This window comes from Brachybacterium hainanense (genome assembly GCF_042434575.1).
GTDB classification, from domain to species: Bacteria; Actinomycetota; Actinomycetes; order Actinomycetales; family Dermabacteraceae; genus Brachybacterium; species Brachybacterium hainanense.
In genome coordinates, this window is record NZ_JBHLSV010000010.1 from 61,291 (window position 1) to 78,033 (window position 16,743).

A 16,743-nucleotide genomic window follows, 5' to 3' on the forward strand; every position below is an offset into this window, starting at 1 on the left:
TCCTCGCTGTCGGGTATGCCGGCCAGTCTATCGGCCGGGCACCGGGGCTGGCCGCTCACGCCGCGTGCGGCCGCGTGCGATCGGCCACGAGCTCCTCCAGCTCCCGCTGCGCCGCGTCGATGACGTCCGCGACCGCGACCCGGCGGCCCGCCTGCTCGGAGAGCGTGGTCACCTCCGCGTCATCGATCCCGCAGGGGATGACGTTGCGCGCCCAGGAGAGATCGTTGTCGCAGTTCAGGGCGAATCCGTGCATCGTCGTCCGCTTCGAGACGCGCATGCCGATCGCGGCGACCTTCCGGTCCGCCTCGCCCTCGCGCACGACCCAGACGCCGCTGCGGCCCTCGACGGGCACCGTGTCCACGCCGACGCTCGCACAGACCCGGATCAGGGCCTGCTCGAGCGCGCGCACGAAGCCGACCACGTCGATCGGGACCGGCAGGGGGATGATCGGGTAGCCGACCAGCTGCTGCGGTCCGTGCCAGGTGATCTTCCCGCCGCGGTCGATGTCCACCACGGGGGCCCCGTCGCGAGGGCGCTCTCTCTCCGCCGTCAGCTTGCCGGCCGTGTAGACGCTCTGATGCTCGAGCAGCAGCAGGGTCGGCGGGCGGGTCCCGGCCACGACCTCGGCGTGGATCTCCCGCTGGATCGCCCAGGCGCGGCGGTACTCCACGGGCCCCGGCGGCAGGCCGAAGTCCTCATGGTCGTCCCCGCCGGGCAGGGGCTCTCCGAAGCCGAGTCGAATCACATCTAGCACGAGGCTGACAATACTCCCACCTGCGCATTGTGGATGAATCGCGGGGAATCCGCGGCTCCTGCGGTTCACTGTGCCCATGGACGCACCGGATGCACGAGGAGAGGACGGGGCCCGCCTGCGCGTGGTCGACCCGGAGGCGGCGGAGGCCTCTCGCGGCGGCCGGCTCCGATACGAGGACGCCGACCGGCGCGAGACCCTCCTGCCGGGCGGGGCCGGGGTCGAGCTCGAGGTGAGCTGCCGTACCGCGGCGGGCCGGGACGGCATCGCCCGGGAATCCCGGCTGCTGCAGGAGCTCGCCGCGGAGGGCGTGCGTGCCGCGCCGGTCCTGCGCGCCCTCGGGTCGGAGGGGCATCGGCGTGAGACCGGCTGCCCGCTCCGGCCCGGGAGCGGTCGACGGGCGGACCGGGACGGTGCCCCAGGTCCGCTCGAGCAGGCGGCGCTCGGGGCGGCACGGTCGGACCTCGAGGCGCTGCTCGAGGCCGTGCACCGGCGGGGTCTTCTGCTGGGTCTGACGGCCGGGGAGGGCGTCGCGGTCCGCGCCGACGGCAGCGTGCTCGTCGACGTGCTGCGGAATCTCCGTGACGGGGACGGCCCGCGGGAGCGCCTCGCCGACCTCCTCTGGATCGACTCGGTCCTCCACGACGAGGCCCGCACCCTGAAGCGGCCCCGTCCGGCCGAGGCCGTGGGGCAGGCCCTGCCGTACGGCGGGGCACCGCCCGAGGAGACGCCGGACATCGTGCGCGGCGTCCCCTCGGCCCTGACCCGGGGGAGCCCCTGGCGGCGGATCGACCCCGAGGACCCGCCGCCGCAGGAGCCCGGGACAGAGAACGGGGCGCGGTGCTCCGGGGGGTCGGGTCGTCGAGCTCGGGCATCCCGGCGGCGAGCGCCGATGGGGGCGGTCGTCGCCGGGGTGAGCACGGTGGCCGCCGCCGGATCGCTCCTCATGGTCATCGTCCTGCCCACGGGAGGAGACGCGGAGCCGGTCCTCGAGGCGCCCGCCGCCTCGGCATCCGGCGGGGCCTCCCCGATGCCCGCGGTCGCAGGCGCGGAGCCGGCATCCGATCCGGGCCGGACCGGTCTCGAGGACCCGCGGCAGGTGCTCGCGGAGCTCGTCGACGCGCGCCGGGCGTATCTGCTCGAGGGCGGCACCCGGACGGTGGCGGCGCCCGGGTCGCCCGCGGCGAGGGCGGATGCGCAGATCCGCGAGGACTACCGGGGGCGCACGGTCCAGGGCTGGACGATGACGGTCCTCGAAGCAGAGGTGATGAGCATCGACGAACCCTCCGGGACAGCGGTGGTGCGGGCGCTCATCGAGGAGAGCCCGTACACGCTCCTGTCCGCGGACGGCTCCCGTCAGGAGGTCGCCGGAACCGGTGAGGCCTGGGTCGAGGTGCAGCTGGAGCGGGCGGGCGGCCGCTGGCTGATCCGTGAGGTCGCCCCGGTCTGAACAGCTCGATCCGTCATGATCCATGACGACGCAGGGCCCGCACCCTCTCGGGGTGCGGGCCCTGCACACAGGACGGGCTCAGCAGCTGCGGCGCCCGTCGCCGCGGGTCACAGGCCGAGGTCGGCGTGGAAGCGGCCGTCCTCGAGGCGCTTCTTCATGAACGTGAGGAAGCGGGCGGCGTCGCCGCCGTCGACCAGGCGGTGATCGTAGGACAGGAACAGGTACATCATCGACCGGATCGCGATGACGTCATCACCCTCAGGCGTGGTGATGACCGCGGGACGCTTGACGATCGTTCCACAGCCCAGGATCGCGACCTGCGGGTTCGGGACGATCGGGGTGTCGAACAGCGCCCCGCCCGAGCCGGTGTTGGTGATGGTGAAGGTCGCGCCCTGCAGGTCGTCCGGACCCAGCTTGTTGCCCTTGGCCTTCGCCCCCAGCTCGCCGATCTGCCGGGCCAGGCCCGCCAGGTTCAGGTCGCCGGCGTTCTTGATCACGGGCACGACGAGGCCGCGCTCGGTGTCCGCCGCCATGCCGATGTTCTCGGAGCCGTGGTACCTGATCACGTCGCCGGCGATCTCGGCGTTGAGCTTCGGGTAGGTCTTCAGCGCCTCGACCGCCGCCTGCATGATGAAGGGGAGGAAGGTGAGCTTCGCACCCTCGCGGGCGAGGAAGCTGTCCTTGGCCTTTCCGCGCAGCTTCGCGATGGCGGTCATGTCGACCTCGACCGCGGTGGTCAGCTGCGCCTGCGTCTGCAGGGACTCGACCATGCGGCTCGCTACGATCTTGCGCAGGCGGCTCATCTTCTCCTCGGTGCCGCGCAGCGGGGAGACCTCGACCTTCGCCGGAGCGGAGGACGCGGCCGGAGCCCCGGCCGAGGCCGCGGCGGGGGCGGATTCGGCGGCGGCCTTGGCCTTCGCCTCGATCGCAGCCTGGACGTCCTGCTTGCGGATGCGATTGCCCAGACCCGTCCCCGTCACGGTGGACAGGTCGATCCCGGCGTCCGCTGCGAGCTTGCGTACGAGCGGCGTGACGTAGCCGGAACCGGAGTCGGATCCGGAGACCGCGGCGGAGGCCGGTGCCGCGGCGGGTGCGGCCGCCGGTGCCGGAGCGGCCGGTGCCGGTGCCTTCGCCGCCGGTGCGGGAGCCGGTGCCTCTGCAGCAGGAGCCGGTGCCGGCTCCGGAGCGGCCGCCGGGGCCTCCGCCGCCGGTGCGGGCGCGGAGGCCGGGGCCTCAGCCGGGGCGTCGTCGGCAGCACCGATGATCGCGACGACGGAGCCGACCTCGGCGTCCTCGTCCTCCTGGACCCGGATCTCGAGCAGGGTGCCCGCGGCCGGGGAGGGGATCTCGGTGTCGACCTTGTCGGTGGAGACCTCGAGCAGGGGCTCGTCGACCTCGACGGTGTCGCCCACGGACTTCAGCCAGCGCGTGGCCCTCGGTGACGGACTCGCCGAGCGCCGGCATCGTGATCTCGGTGCCGCCGGATGCGCCGGCGGGCGCGGCCTCGGCGGCAGGCTCCGGGGCAGCCTCCTCGGCGGCCGGCTCCGGGGCGGGAGCCGGGGCAGCCTCCTCGGCGGCAGGCTCCGGGGCGGCGGGGGCGTCGGCCGGGGCCGAGCCCGAGCCGTCGCCGATGATCACGAGATCCGCGCCGACATCGGCGTCCTCGTCCTCGTCCACCAGGATCTTCTCGATCACCCCGGCGACGGGGGAGGGGATCTCGGTGTCGACCTTGTCGGTGGAGACCTCGAGCAGGGGCTCGTCGACCTCGACGGTGTCGCCCACGGACTTCAGCCAGCGCGTGACGGTGCCCTCGGTGACGGACTCGCCGAGCGCCGGCATCTTCACGGTTTCGGACATGATGTTCTCCTTTGTGGGGGCAGTCAGGCGTGGGCGTGCAGCGGCTTGCCGGCGAGGGCGAGAGCCGCCTCGCCGATCGCCTCGTTCTGCGTGGGATGCGCGTGGACGAGGGAGGCGACGTCCTCGGGGTAGGCCTCCCAGTTCACGATGAGCTGGGCCTCGCCGATCTGCTCGGCGAGGTTCCGGCCGATCATGTGCACGCCGACGATCGGGCCGTCCTTCTCGCGCACGAGCTTGATGAAGCCCGTCGTGCCGAGGATCTGGGACTTGCCGTTGCCTCCCAGGTTGTACTCGTACGTCTCGACGCCGTCCGCGCCGAACTTCTCGACGGCCTGCTTCTCGGTGATGCCCACAGAGCCCAGCTGCGGCTCGCAGTAGGTGACACGGGGGATGCCGGACTCGACGATCGGAGCCGGGTTCTGCCCGGCGATGCGCTCGGCGACGAAGATGCCCTGGGCGAAGCCGCGGTGGGCGAGCTGGAGGCCGGGGACGATGTCGCCGACGGCGTAGATGCCGGGCACGCTGGTCTGGAGGGTCTCCTTGTCGGCGAGCACGAAGCCGCGGTCCATGGCGACGCCCTGCTCCTCGTAGCCCAGGCCCGAGGTGCTCGGCCCGCGGCCCACGGCGACCAGGAGGTAGTCGCCCTCGAACGTCGTCCCGTCCACGAGGGTGACGGTGACGCCGTTCTCGGTCTGCACCGCCTTCTCGAAGAAGGTGCCCAGCGAGAACTTGATGCCGCGCTTCTTGAAGGCGCGCTCGAGCGCCTTGGAGAGGGACTCGTCCTCGTTGGCCGCCAGATGGGGCAGGCCCTCGACGATGGTGACGGACTCGGCGCCGAAGGACTTCCACACCGAGGCGAACTCGACGCCGATCACGCCGCCGCCCAGGATGATCGGGTTCTTCGGGATCTCGGGCAGCTGCAGCGCGGCCTCGGAGTCCAGGATGCGCCCGCCCAGCTCGAGACCCGGGAGGGTCTTGGAGTAGGAGCCGGAGGCGAGGACGATGTTCTTGCCGGTCAGCTCGCGCACGCCGTCCGCGGTCTCGACGCTGACGGTGTTCGCGCCGGTGAGCCGGCCGAAGCCCTCGACGTACTCGACCTTGCGGGACTTCACCAGGCCCTGGAGGCCCTTGTACAGCCGCCCGATGATCTTGTCCTTGAACTCGAGCGTGGTCGTGATGTCGATGCCCTCGAGGGACATCTTCACGCCCATCTCCGCGCCCTCGGCCGCGGAGTCGGCGACCTCGCCGACGTGCAGCAGGGCCTTGGTGGGGACGCAGCCGCGGTGCAGGCAGGTGCCGCCGAGCTTGTCCTTCTCCACGAGGGCGATCTTCAGGCCGAGCTGGGCACCGCGCAGCGCGGCCGCGTAGCCGCCGCTGCCACCGCCCAGGATCACGACGTCGTAGGACTGGGACGTGGATGTATCCGCCACCTTGTGAGCTCCCTCGGAATATCGGTGAAGGCGCCGGAGGCTCGGAGGAGCCTCCATCGCGCACGCTACGCCGACCATGCTAGGCCACGGGGCACGGTCCCGATGCGCACTTCACGGGCGGGACGCGAGGAAATGTGAGAGCCCCGACCCCGCCGGTGGCGAGGTCGGGGCTCGACGTGCCGCATGCCGCCTGCGGCCACCCGATCAGGAGGCGCGGTCCTCGATGACCTGCAGGACGGTGCGCACGCTCATGCCGGTCGCGCCCTTGCCCGAGTACCCGGCGGCACTGCTGGCGAAGGCGGGGCCGGCGATGTCGAGGTGAGCCCATTCGGTCTCGCCCACGAACTCCGAGAGGAAGACGCCCGCGCTCAGGGCGCCGCCGGGACGCTCGCCGATGTTGCGCAGGTCCGCGACGCGGCCGTTCAGGGTCGCCCGCAGCTCCTCGGGGAAGGGCAGCGGCCAGAACGGCTCGCCCGTGCGCTCCGCCGCCTCGAGGACGGCGCTGCGGCCCTGCTCCGTGCCGAGCACCCCCGCGGTCCGGGTGCCGAGCGCGACGACGGCGGCGCCCGTGAGCGTCGCGACGTCCATGACGAGGTCCGGCTGGGCGGCGACCGCGTCGACGAGCGCGTCGGCCATGACCATGCGGCCCTCGGCATCGGTGTTGAGGACCTCGACGGTCCGGCCGTTGCGCATGGTGACGACGTCACCGGGGCGCTGGGCCCCGCCGCCGGGCATGTTCTCCGCGATCGCGAGGAAGGTCGTGACCTTGGTCTCCACGCCGAGCCGGGCTGCCGCCACCGTCGCGGCGAGGACGGTCGCCGCCCCGGCCATGTCCGAGGTCATCTCGTCCATGCCCGCACCCGGCTTGAGGGAGATGCCGCCCGTGTCGAAGGTGATGCCCTTGCCCACGAGGGCGACGTGCTGGGTCGAGGCCGCGGGGGAGTAGGACAGGCGGACCAGGCGCGGGGGACGTGCCGAGCCCTGGCCGACGCCCATGATGCCGCCGTAGCCGCCCTCGAGGAGGGCCGTCTCGTCGAGCACCTCGATCTCGATCGGGAGGTCGGCGACGAGCTCCTGCGCCCGGACCGCGAAGCTCGCGGGGAACAGCAGATTGGGCGGGGTGTTGACCAGGTCGCGGGCGATCGCGACGGCCTCGGCGAGGACCGCGGCGCGGGACGCGGACGCCGCCGCCTCCGGCTCGGGGACGTCCCCGGCGAGGACCTCGAGGGCCGCGAGCGCGGGCTTCGGATCGGATGCCTCGGACCTGTGGGCGATGAAGCTGTAGGCGCCGATCGCGGCGCCCTCGATCGCGGCGGCGAGGGAGGCGGCGTCCGCGCCCGGAGCGGCGATCGCCGCGGAGGCGATCCCGGTGAGCGACCGGGTCGCGGCGCCGTAGGCGCGGCGCAGGTCCTCGGCGGAGGCGTCGGCCAGCGACGGGGCGCCGACGCCGACCAGGACGACGGAGCCCGTTCCGGCGAGTCCCAGGGCGGGAAGGGCGGGCAGGCGGTGGAGCTGCTCCCGGGAGCCGGTCGCTCCGATCGCGACGGCCGCGGCGCTCAGCTCGGGGCTGGCGGGGACGGACGCGTCGGCGCCGTCGGCACCGGTGAGGACGGGCAGGACGAGGACGTCGGCGGTGACGTCCCCCACGGACTGGGAGGTGACGGAGATTGTCGGCATTCCTCTATCGTATGGGAGGCGGCGACCCCCTCCGTCGCCTCGGAGCCATCGGAAGGATCTGAGCGGAGCACATGGCGGTCCTGGTCATCATCCTGCAGGTCCTCAGCGTGCTGACGGCTCTGCTCGCCCTGCTGTACGTCATCCGGGATCTCGCGGCGGACCTCGTGCTGCTGGGCGCCTGCGCCCTCCTGCTGCTGGTCTGGCTGGGCGAGGCCGCGGCGCTCGGGGTCCGGGACCTCGCCGGCGGGCAGGTGCCCGATCCCGTGCTGCTGTACGGCTACCTCCTCACCGCGGTGCTGCTGCCCGTGGCGGGGCTGTGGGTGGGCGTGTGGGAGCGGAGCCGGTACGGGAGCGCCGCGATCCTCGTCGTCGCCCTCACCTCGATCGTGCTGCAGGTCCGCGTGGAGCAGCTGTGGCCGGGAGGATTCGCATGAGCCGCACCGCGCCGCAGCGCTCGCGCCGCGGCTTCGCGGCCCTGCTGGTCATCGTCTACGCCGTGTTCGCGCTGTCCGCGAGCGCTCGGGCGGGCTACCAGATCTGGGCCCATTTCGGCACCGCGCCGGTGGCCTACACGTTCTCGCTCCTGGCCGCGCTCACCTACATCCTCGCGACCGTCCTGCTCGCGCGCCGCGGCGGCGACTCCCGAGCCGCCCTCGTGGTCGTGGTCATCGAGCTGATCGGCGTCCTCACGGTCGGCACCCTCACCGTGGTGGATCCGGAGCTGTTCCCGGAGGCGAGCGTCTGGTCCTACTACGGCAGCGGCTACGGATGGATCCCGCTCGCGCTGCCGCTGGTCGCGATCGTGTATCTCGGCAGGCGTCGCCTCGCGGCCCGACGGGCGGCGCGGGAGGCCTGAGCGGGCAGCCGCGTTCCGGGCGCGCAGGCGCCGCCGGGCCGCGGGACGGTACCGTCATGCCCGTGGCACCCACGATCTATCCCCTCGTCTTCCGTCATCTGCTGAGCCGCCTGGACGCCGAGCGGGCGCACACGCTCACCATGACGGCCCTGCGCACCGCGCACTCCCTCCCCGGCGGCCCCGCTGTGCTGCGGGCGGTCTTCCGCACCCCTCGCCCGGATCGCGACCCGCGGCCCGCGCGCATCGTGCTCGGCGCGGAGCACCGCAGCCCCTTCGGCCTCGCCGCGGGGTTCGACAAGCAGGCGGAGGTCCCGCTGGCGCTGCTCGACCTGGGCTTCGGCCACGTCGAGATCGGCACGGTGACGGCGAAGGCGCAGCCGGGGAATCCGAAGCCCCGCTCCTTCCGCCTGATCGAGGACCGCGCCCTCATCAACCGGATGGGCTTCAACAATCCCGGCGCCGCCGCGGTCGCGAAGCACCTGGCCCGAGCCCGCGCCACCGAGCGCGGCCAGCGCGCGGTCATCGGCGTCAACATCGGCAAGTCGAAGGTCACCGCCCTCGCGGACGCCGCCGAGGACTACCGCTTCTCCGCCCGTCTGCTCGCGCCGTACGCGAGCTACCTCGCGATCAACGTCTCGAGCCCCAACACCCCGGGGCTGCGCGATCTCCAGTCCGCGGCGTCGCTGCGCCCGATCCTCGAGGCCGTGCTCGAGGAGGCCGCGGCGACGGCCCGGACCATGGGCCGCGAGGTGCCGGTGCTCGTGAAGATCGCCCCGGATCTGCATGACGCCGACATCCTCGAGGTCGCCGCGCTGAGCCAGGAGGTCGGGCTCGCCGGGGTCATCGCGACCAACACCACCATCGCGCGCCCCGACGTGCTGCGCACCCCGCGACCGCGGATCGAGGAGATCGGCGCCGGAGGGCTGTCCGGCCCGGTCCTCGCCGGGCGATCCCTCGCGGTGCTCCGGCTGCTGCGCGGCGCCCTCGGGCCGGAGCCCGTCGTGATCAGCTGCGGCGGGATCGTGACGTCCGCGGACGTCCGCGAGCGGCTCGCCGCTGGCGCGGACCTGGTCCAGGGGTACACCTCGATGATCTACGAGGGCCCGTCCTGGCCGGGGCGCATCGCCCGCGGTCTGTGATCGTCCCCGCCCTCGCCTAGGCTGGAGGGATGGAGGAGGACCTGTTCTCGCTGTCCGGCGACGCTCCGGCGCCGCGGACGCTCTCGGACCGCAACCGGGACCATCGGGCGCCGCTCGCGGTGCGGATGCGTCCGCGCAGCCTCGAGGAGATCGTCGGGCAGCGCTCGGCCCTCGAGCCCGGCAGTCCGCTGCGACGGCTCGTGGCCGGCGACGACTCCCGCACGGCTCCCAGCTCCGTGATCCTGTGGGGCCCTCCGGGAACCGGCAAGACGACGCTCGCCTATGTCGTCGCGCAGTCCGGCGACCGCGAGTTCGTCGAGGTCAGCGCCGTCCTCGCGGGGGTCAAGGACATCCGCGACGTCGTCGACCAGGCGCGCAGCCGGCTGCGGACCGTGGGGCGGGAGACCGTCCTGTTCGTCGACGAGGTGCACCGCTTCTCGAAGTCGCAGCAGGACGCCCTCCTGCCGAGCGTGGAGAACCGCTGGGTCACGCTGATCGCCGCCACGACCGAGAACCCGTACTTCTCGGTGATCTCGCCGCTGCTGTCGCGCTCGATCGTGATGACCCTCGAGTCCCTCGAGCGCGAGGACCTCGACACCCTCGTGGACCGCGCCCTGTCCGACGAGCGCGGTCTCGCCGGCGAGGTCTCGCTCACCGAGGAGGCGCGCGAGGCGCTGCTGCGGCTGGGCGGCGGGGACGCCCGCAAGATCCTCACCTCGCTCGAGGCAGCGGCGGCCGCGGCCCTGATGAAGGAGTCCCGGGAGGTCGACGCGGACACCCTGGCCCAGGCCGTGAACCGGGCCACCTTGCGCTACGACCGCGCCGGCGACCAGCACTACGACGTCACGAGCGCGTTCATCAAGTCCATGCGCGGCTCGGACGTCGACGCGGCCCTGCACTACCTGGCGCGGATGATCGAGGCGGGGGAGGACCCGCGGTTCATCGCCCGGCGCGTCGTCATCGCCGCGAGCGAGGAGGTCGGCATGGCGGATCCGACCGCTCTCCAGGTCGCCGTCGCCGCGATGCAGGCCGTGCAGATGCTCGGCATGCCCGAGGGACGCATCCCGCTCGCGCAGGCCGTGGTGCACATCGCGACGGCCCCGAAGTCCAACGCCTCGTACCGTGCCCTCGACGCGGCGATCGCGGACGTCCGGTCAGGAAAGGGCCAGGGCGTCCCGCCGGGTCTGCGGGACGCGCACTACGCGGGGGCGAAGAAGCTGGGCCACGGGGAGGGCTATCGCTATGCCCATGACGCCCCCCATGGCGTCGCGACCCAGCAGTATCCGCCCGACGACCTGGTCGGGGTGGACTACTACGCGCCGACGACCCATGGAGCGGAGGGCGACGTCGCCCGCCGGGTCCCGGCCCTGCGCCGGATCATCCGCGGCGGGGGTGCGGGGTGAGCGAGGGCACAGCTCGACACGACGCGGATCACGCCGCACGCGGTTGAGCAGGGCGGTCTGCTCGATTAGGGTTGTGCGTTGAATCCGCGGCTGCCTTTCTGGATTCACACCACGCGAACAAGAGGTATACCTCGTGACCAACGTCACCCGTGCGCGCCGCCAGGCGCGCCTCTCCCGAGCCCTCGGGCTCCCGCTGACCCCGAAGTCCGTCAAGTACTTCGAGAAGCGCCCGTACCCCCCGGGTGAGCACGGCCGCGCCCGCCGCCGCACCGAGTCGGACTACGCGGTCCGCCTCCGCGAGAAGCAGCGCCTGCGCGCGCAGTACGCCCTGCGCGAGAAGCAGATGCACCGCGCCTACCTGGACGCCAAGAAGGAGTCCGGTCTGACCGGCGAGAGCATGGTCGAGCTGCTCGAGATGCGTCTGGACGCCCTCGTGCTGCGCGCCGGCTTCGCCCGCACCATCCTCCAGGCGCGCCAGGCCGTCGTGCACCGTCACATCCTGGTCGACGGCAAGCTGGTGGACCGCCCCTCCTTCCGCGTGAAGCCGGGCCAGACCATCCAGGTCAAGCCCAAGTCCCAGGCCATGGAGCCCTTCCAGATCGCCGCCGAGGGCGGGAACAGCGACGTGCTCGCCACCACGCCCGCCTACCTGTCGGTCGAGCTGCCCGAGCTGAAGGCCAAGCTGGTCTCCCGCCCCAAGCGCGCCGAGGTCCCCGTGACCGCCGAGGTCGCCCTGGTCGTCGAGTACTACGCCCGCTGAGCCAGCACTTCTCGCCGCGAAGCCCCGGCAGCCGTACTCCGGTACGCTGACCGGGGCTTTCGCATCCGCCCCGCCGTACGCCCCGTCCAGGAAGGACACCCCGCCCATGCGCACCGCCGAGATCCAGAGACGATTCCTCGACTTCTTCGAGAAGAAGGGGCACGCCGCCGTGCCCAGCGCCTCGCTCGTCTCCTCGGATCCCTCGATCCTGTTCACGATCGCCGGCATGGTGCCCTTCATCCCGTACATCGTGGGGACCGAGAAGGCGCCGTGGCCGCGAGCCGCGAGCGTCCAGAAGTGCATCCGCACCAACGACATCGAGAACGTGGGGCGCACCACCCGCCACGGCACCTTCTTCCAGATGGCCGGGAACTTCTCCTTCGGCGACTACTTCAAGGAGGGGGCGATCGACCTCTCCTGGGAGCTGCTGACCAGCTCGCAGGACGAGGGCGGCTTCGGCCTGGACCCGGAGCGTCTCTGGATCACGCTGTGGGAGAAGGACCTGGACTCCTACGAGCACCTCACCGAGGTCATCGGCCTTCCGCCGGAGCGCATCGTCCAGCTGCCGTGGGAGGAGAGCTGCTGGGACACCGGGCAGCCCGGCCCCGCGGGCTCGACCGGCGAGTGGTACTACGACCGCGGCCCCGAGTACGGGCCCGATGCGCCGACCGGACGCCAGGAGGTGTGGCCCGGGGACGAGCGCGCCGAGGACCGCTACCTCGAGATCTGGAACCTCGTGTTCGACCAGTTCCTGCGGGGCCCGGGCAAGGGCAAGGACTACCCGCTGCTGGGGGAGCTCGAGAACAAGGCCATCGACACCGGGCTCGGCGTCGAACGTCTCGCCTACATCCTGCAGGACAAGCAGAACATGTACGAGATCGATCAGGTCTTCCCGGTCATCGAGCGCACCCAGGAGCTGACCGGCCGCGTCTACGGCGAGGACGCCGAGGACGACGTGCGCCTGCGCGTGGTCGCCGACCACGTCCGCAGCGCGATGATGCTCGCCTCCGACGGGGTGCGCCCCGGCAACGAGGGCCGCGGCTACGTCATGCGCCGCCTGATCCGCCGCGCGGTGCGCTCCGTGCGCCTGCTCGGCCACGACCGGCCCGCGATGCCGGAGCTGCTCCCCGTCGCGCTGGCCGCGATGCAGGAGGCGTACCCGTCCCTCGAGGCCCAGGCGGAGCGCATCCGCGAGGTCGTCTACGCGGAGGAGGACGCGTTCCGCCGCACCCTCGCCACCGGCAGCGCGATCTTCGACCAGGTCGCGGGCCAGGTGAAGTCCGCCGGAGGCCGCAGCGTCTCCGGCACGGACGCGTTCCGCCTCCACGACACCTACGGCTTCCCGATCGACCTGACCCTCGAGATGGCGCAGGAGGTCGGCCTGTCCGTGGACGAGGCCGGCTTCCGCTCCGCGATGCAGGAGCAGCGCGAGCGCGCCCGGGCCGATGCCGCGGCGAAGAAGGGCGGCCATGCGGACACGGCCGTCTACAACCGCCTGCTCGCCGTGCGCGGCGAGGCGGTGCCCTTCCTCGGCTACACCGACCACACCGTCGCCACCAGCGTCGAGTCGGTCCTCGTGGACGGCGCCCTCGTCGACTCCGTCGAGGCCCCGGCGGAGGTCGAGGTGATCCTCGCCTCGACCCCGTTCTACGCGGAGATGGGTGGGCAGCTGGCCGATCAGGGCCGCATCTCGCTGAACAACGGCGGCATCATCGAGGTCGACGACGTGCAGGCCCCCGTGAAGGGTCTCACCGTGCACCGCGGGCGGCTCGTCGAGGGCGCGGCCGCGCCGGGCGTCGGGGCGATCGCGGAGATCGACACCGAGCGCCGCGGGGCGATCGCCCGCGCCCACACGGCGACCCACATGGTCCATCAGGCGCTGCGCGAGGAGCTCGGCGACGGCGCGACCCAGGCCGGCTCGGAGAACTCCCCGGGGCGCATGCGCTTCGACTTCCGCTTCGGCCAGGGCGTCCCGAGGAGCTCCCTCGAGCAGATCGAGGGCCGCGTCAACACGCAGCTGCAGCAGGAGCTGCTGGTCACCGACCAGCAGATGCCGCTCGAGGAGGCCCGCGCCGCCGGCGCCATGGCCCTGTTCGGCGAGAAGTACCCCGAGATCGTCCGGGTCGTCTCGATCGGCGGGGATTGGTCCAAGGAGCTGTGCGCGGGCACGCACGTCGCCTCGACCGGCGCGATCGGCACCGTCCAGCTCATGGGCGAGTCCTCGATCGGCTCCGGGGTGCGGCGCGTGGACGCCCTCGTGGGCCTGTCCGCATACCGCTTCCAGGCCCGGGAGCATGCGCTGGTCTCCCAGCTCACCGAGCTGCTCAAGGTCGGCTCCTCCGAGGACCTCCCCGAGCGCGTGCGCGGGCTCGCCCAGCGGGTCAAGGACATGGAGAAGCAGCTCGCGACCCTGCGCGGGGCGCAGCTGCAGGCGCAGGCCGGCGAGCTCGTCGGCGGTGCCCGTGATGCCGGTGGCGTGCGCCTGCTCGTGCACGACGCGGGGGAGGGCATCGGCGCAGGGGACCTGCGCACCCTCGTCACCGACCTGCGGGCCCGGCTGGGCGAGGACGCGCCGAGCGTCGTCGCCGTCACCGGCTCCGAGTCGGGGAAGTCCGCGCTCGTCGTGGCGACCAACGCAGCGGCGCGGGAGGCGGGCCTGCGGGCCGGGGCGCTCCTGCGCACCGGGGCGCAGGCCATGAACGGCCGCGGCGGCGGCAAGGACGACCTCGCCCAGGGCGGCGGAGGCGATCCGACGCTCGCCTCGGCCGCGCTCGAGGCGATCGCCGGAGCCGTCGCGGAGACCGCCGCCGCATGAGCGGCCCCCACGCGGAGCAGCCCGGCCTGCCGCGCGGGACCCGGCTCGGCGTGGACGTCGGCGACGTCCGCGTCGGGCTCGCCCGCAGCGACCTCGACGGGATGATCGCGACCCCCGTCGAGACCCTCGAGAGGGACCGGGCCGTGGCTGATGTCCTGGCCTGGACGCGGGAGACCGACGCCCATGTCATCATGGTCGGGTTGCCCCGTCGGCTGGACGGCGGCGAGGGTCCGGCAGCCCGGAAGGCCCGCGATTTCTGCGCGGAGCTCCTGGCGGCCCTCCCCGTCGGCGCGGAGCCGATCGAGGTGCGACTGGTCGACGAGCGGCTCACCACCGTCGATGCCCATCGCGCCCTGCGGTCCTCCGGACGCAAGGGACGTCGGCATCGAAGCGTGGTGGACCAGGTCGCTGCGGTCATGATCCTGCAGAGCGCCCTCGACATCGAGCGGAGCACGGGTCGCCGCGCCGGCGAGCTCGTCGATCCTGCGACCCCGTCCCCGGCGCCGAAGGAGCCCTGATGAACGACCACCGCAGCTCGTTCGACGAGATCGCCGAATCGCAGCGCGGTGATGCGCCCTCTCCCGGCCAGGGGAAGGACGGCGCCCCGGGCCGGGGCCGTCGGCGTGCGGAGGCACCGAGGCGCGGGCCCCTGCGCAGGCTGCTGCCCGCGATCCTCGTGCTGGTCGTCCTCGGCGCCCTCGGCGTCGGCGGGGTGACCGGGTACCAGTGGCTCTCGGGCAGCATCCGGATCGGGCAGGTCGAGGCGAAGGACTATGAGGGGCCGGGCACCGGCGAGGTCACGATCGAGGTCAAGGAGGGCGACACCGGCACCGACATCGCCAAGACCCTCGTCGAGCACGATGTCATCCTCTCGACCGGACCGTTCGTCGCCATCTTCTCCGCGACGCCCGAGGCCTCCTCGATCACGCCGGGCACCTACCGGCTCAAGAAGCAGATGACCTCCTCCGACGCCCTGCAGATGCTGCTGGACCCTGCGAGCCTCGCGGGCCGCCGCATCACCATCCCCGAGGGGCTGCGCCTGACCGCGATCTACGAGCGGGTCTCGGAGGCCACCGGCATCCCCGTCGCGGACTTCGAGGCGCTCACCGACGATCCCGCCGCGATCGGCCTTCCCGAGAATCCGGCGGGAAGCATCGAAGGGTATCTGTGGCCCGGACGCTACGACATCCCGGAGGACGCCACCGCCCAGGACGTCCTGACGATGATGGCGGCCCGCATGACCAGCGAGCTCGACGCCCGCGGCGTGCCGGAGGACCAGCGCCACCGCGTCCTCACGATCGCCTCGATCGCGGAGAAGGAGGCGCGCAGCCCCGAGGACTACGGCAAGGTCGTCCGCACGATCGACAACCGCCTCGCCGGGACGGGAGAGGCCGGGGGCGTCCCCATGAAGCTCCAGCTCGACTCGACGGTCGCCTACGTCTCCGGGCGGCAGGCGGTCTCGACCACACCGGCCGAGCGCGCCGTCGACAGCCCCTACAACACGTACCGGGTCGAGGGGCTCCCCGTCGGACCGATCGCGAATCCCGGCGGAGCGACGATCGACGCCGTCCTCGACCCGCCCGAGGGCGATTGGCTCTACTGGGTCACGGTCAACACGGACACCGGCGAGACGAAGTTCGCCGCCACCAAGGCGGAGCACGATGCGAACGTCGCGCAGTGGCGGGCCTGGGCGGAGACGAAGAATGGCTGAGCACTCCGACCCCCGCACCGGACCGCGGTCCGGACGCTTCGCGGTCGTCGGCAGTCCGATCGGGCACTCGCTCTCCCCGGTGCTGCACCGCGCCGCCTACCGCGCGCTCGGCCTCGAGGGACCGACGTACGTCGCCCACGAGGTGCGGGCGGGGGAGCTCGCCGTCTTCCTCGCCGAGGGCCCCGGCCGGGAGCTGGGCGGGGTGAGCGTGACGATGCCCGGGAAGCCGGAGGCCTTCGCCCTCGCGCAGGAGCGCGACGAGGTCAGCGAGCGTCTGGGCATCTCCAACACGCTGGTGCGGCGGCCGGACGGGAGCTGGCGCGCGGAGAACCACGACGTCCACGGCATCGTCGCCTCCTTCGCCGACCACGGGTGCACCCGGATCCGGCGCGGGGGAGTGCTCGGCTCCGGCGCGACCTCGCTGTCCGCGGCCGACGCGCTCCTCGAGATGGGGGCGCAGGAGATCCTGCTCAGCGCCCGCTCCCCGGAGAAGCTCGACCCGATCCTCTCCCACGTCCGCGCGCGCGGCGCACGGTCCCGTGTGGTCGGCTGGAGCACGAGCCATGAGGTGCTCGAGGCCGATGCGGTGGTCAGCGCGATCGCGGCCCCGGGATCGCCGAGCCTGCGCGCGGCCTGGGAGGCTGTCCCGGAGGCGGAGCTCCGCATCCCGGAGGTGTTCCTGGACGTCCTCTACGATCCGTGGCCGAGCCCGCTCACCGGGCTCGTCTCCGCCCGGGGCGGCGAGATCGCCAGCGGGCTCGAGATGCTGGTCCACCAGGCGGCGCGCCAGGTCGGCTCGATGCTCCGACTCGACGAGGTGCCGATCGCCCCGATGCGGGAGGCGGCACGGGAGGCCCTCGCCCGCCGGAGGTGACGCCGGGTCGCCGATCCGGG

Annotated in this window: 13 protein-coding genes and 1 pseudogene; 10 read left to right on the forward strand and 4 right to left on the reverse strand. The window is 72.8% G+C overall.

The window, feature by feature from the left end:
- Positions 1 to 55: 55 nt before the first annotated feature.
- Positions 56 to 754 carry a lipoyl(octanoyl) transferase LipB gene (lipB, locus tag ACFFF6_RS09845; protein ID WP_376980189.1) on the reverse strand — a complete coding sequence of 233 codons (699 nt, stop codon included), beginning with the start codon at positions 752 to 754 and terminating at the stop codon, positions 56 to 58.
- A gap of 76 nt (positions 755 to 830) precedes the next feature.
- Between lipB and ACFFF6_RS09850 the strand changes: the two genes are divergently transcribed.
- Complete coding sequence (locus ACFFF6_RS09850; RefSeq protein WP_376980190.1) at positions 831 to 2,201, forward strand: hypothetical protein; 1,371 nt, start codon at positions 831 to 833, stop codon at positions 2,199 to 2,201.
- Positions 2,202 to 2,308: 107 nt separating this feature from the next.
- Here ACFFF6_RS09850 and sucB read toward each other — a convergent pair.
- The 3 genes and pseudogenes from sucB to ACFFF6_RS09865 form a co-directional block, all read right to left on the reverse strand.
- Positions 2,309 to 4,058 (reverse strand): annotated as a pseudogene (gene sucB, locus ACFFF6_RS09855) (2-oxoglutarate dehydrogenase, E2 component, dihydrolipoamide succinyltransferase).
- A gap of 23 nt (positions 4,059 to 4,081) precedes the next feature.
- Positions 4,082 to 5,488 (reverse strand): dihydrolipoyl dehydrogenase, encoded by a 1,407-nt coding sequence (gene lpdA, locus ACFFF6_RS09860; protein ID WP_376980191.1) that lies wholly within the window; start codon positions 5,486 to 5,488, stop codon positions 4,082 to 4,084.
- Positions 5,489 to 5,692: 204 nt separating this feature from the next.
- A complete protein-coding gene (locus ACFFF6_RS09865; RefSeq protein ID WP_376980192.1) occupies positions 5,693 to 7,165 on the reverse strand; it encodes a leucyl aminopeptidase in 1,473 nt (490 codons plus the stop codon).
- A 71-nt stretch (positions 7,166 to 7,236) separates the two neighbouring features.
- Here ACFFF6_RS09865 and ACFFF6_RS09870 point away from each other — a divergent pair, with 71 nt between their 5' ends.
- The 9 genes from ACFFF6_RS09870 (at position 7,237) to ACFFF6_RS09910 (ending at position 16,723) form a co-directional block, all read left to right on the forward strand.
- Positions 7,237 to 7,599: a hypothetical protein gene (locus ACFFF6_RS09870; RefSeq protein ID WP_376980193.1), complete on the forward strand. Its 363-nt coding sequence runs from the start codon at positions 7,237 to 7,239 to the stop codon at positions 7,597 to 7,599.
- A complete protein-coding gene (locus ACFFF6_RS09875; RefSeq protein WP_376980194.1) occupies positions 7,596 to 8,021 on the forward strand; it encodes a hypothetical protein in 426 nt (141 codons plus the stop codon). Before ACFFF6_RS09870 ends, ACFFF6_RS09875 begins: the two co-directional genes overlap by 4 nt.
- A gap of 56 nt (positions 8,022 to 8,077) precedes the next feature.
- The gene (locus ACFFF6_RS09880; protein ID WP_376980195.1) at positions 8,078 to 9,160 is read left to right on the forward strand and encodes a quinone-dependent dihydroorotate dehydrogenase; all 1,083 of its coding nucleotides are present in this window, start codon (positions 8,078 to 8,080) and stop codon (positions 9,158 to 9,160) included.
- Positions 9,161 to 9,189: 29 nt separating this feature from the next.
- The gene (locus ACFFF6_RS09885; RefSeq protein WP_376980196.1) at positions 9,190 to 10,563 is read left to right on the forward strand and encodes a replication-associated recombination protein A; all 1,374 of its coding nucleotides are present in this window, start codon (positions 9,190 to 9,192) and stop codon (positions 10,561 to 10,563) included.
- A gap of 133 nt (positions 10,564 to 10,696) precedes the next feature.
- Positions 10,697 to 11,323 carry a 30S ribosomal protein S4 gene (gene rpsD / locus ACFFF6_RS09890; protein WP_376980197.1) on the forward strand — a complete coding sequence of 209 codons (627 nt, stop codon included), beginning with the start codon at positions 10,697 to 10,699 and terminating at the stop codon, positions 11,321 to 11,323.
- Between the two features lie 106 nt (positions 11,324 to 11,429).
- Positions 11,430 to 14,138, forward strand: coding sequence for an alanine--tRNA ligase (gene alaS, locus ACFFF6_RS09895; protein WP_376980198.1), 2,709 nt, complete (start codon positions 11,430 to 11,432; stop codon positions 14,136 to 14,138).
- Positions 14,135 to 14,656 carry a Holliday junction resolvase RuvX gene (gene ruvX / locus ACFFF6_RS09900; RefSeq protein WP_376980199.1) on the forward strand — a complete coding sequence of 174 codons (522 nt, stop codon included), beginning with the start codon at positions 14,135 to 14,137 and terminating at the stop codon, positions 14,654 to 14,656. The genes alaS and ruvX overlap by 4 nt, the downstream gene beginning before the upstream one ends.
- Positions 14,656 to 15,849, forward strand: a complete 1,194-nt coding sequence (gene mltG / locus ACFFF6_RS09905) for an endolytic transglycosylase MltG (RefSeq protein WP_376980200.1) — start codon at positions 14,656 to 14,658, stop codon at positions 15,847 to 15,849. The genes ruvX and mltG overlap by 1 nt, the downstream gene beginning before the upstream one ends.
- Positions 15,842 to 16,723 carry a shikimate dehydrogenase family protein gene (locus ACFFF6_RS09910; protein WP_376980201.1) on the forward strand — a complete coding sequence of 294 codons (882 nt, stop codon included), beginning with the start codon at positions 15,842 to 15,844 and terminating at the stop codon, positions 16,721 to 16,723. The genes mltG and ACFFF6_RS09910 overlap by 8 nt, the downstream gene beginning before the upstream one ends.
- Positions 16,724 to 16,743: the final 20 nt, after the last annotated feature.

Excerpts from the sequence above, each read along its gene's own strand:
- ACFFF6_RS09880 (WP_376980195.1), top strand. The coding sequence starts at position 8,078 with ATGCCCGTGGCACCCACGATCTATCCCCTCGTCTTCCGTCATCTGCTG.
- ACFFF6_RS09865 (WP_376980192.1), bottom strand. The coding sequence starts at position 7,165 with ATGCCGACAATCTCCGTCACCTCCCAGTCCGTGGGGGACGTCACCGCC.
- ACFFF6_RS09875 (WP_376980194.1), top strand. The coding sequence starts at position 7,596 with ATGAGCCGCACCGCGCCGCAGCGCTCGCGCCGCGGCTTCGCGGCCCTG.
- alaS (WP_376980198.1), top strand. The coding sequence starts at position 11,430 with ATGCGCACCGCCGAGATCCAGAGACGATTCCTCGACTTCTTCGAGAAG.
- ACFFF6_RS09910 (WP_376980201.1), top strand. The coding sequence starts at position 15,842 with ATGGCTGAGCACTCCGACCCCCGCACCGGACCGCGGTCCGGACGCTTC.
- ruvX (WP_376980199.1), top strand. The coding sequence starts at position 14,135 with ATGAGCGGCCCCCACGCGGAGCAGCCCGGCCTGCCGCGCGGGACCCGG.
- ACFFF6_RS09850 (WP_376980190.1), top strand. The coding sequence starts at position 831 with ATGGACGCACCGGATGCACGAGGAGAGGACGGGGCCCGCCTGCGCGTG.
- ACFFF6_RS09885 (WP_376980196.1), top strand. The coding sequence starts at position 9,190 with ATGGAGGAGGACCTGTTCTCGCTGTCCGGCGACGCTCCGGCGCCGCGG.
- mltG (WP_376980200.1), top strand. The coding sequence starts at position 14,656 with ATGAACGACCACCGCAGCTCGTTCGACGAGATCGCCGAATCGCAGCGC.
- ACFFF6_RS09870 (WP_376980193.1), top strand. The coding sequence starts at position 7,237 with ATGGCGGTCCTGGTCATCATCCTGCAGGTCCTCAGCGTGCTGACGGCT.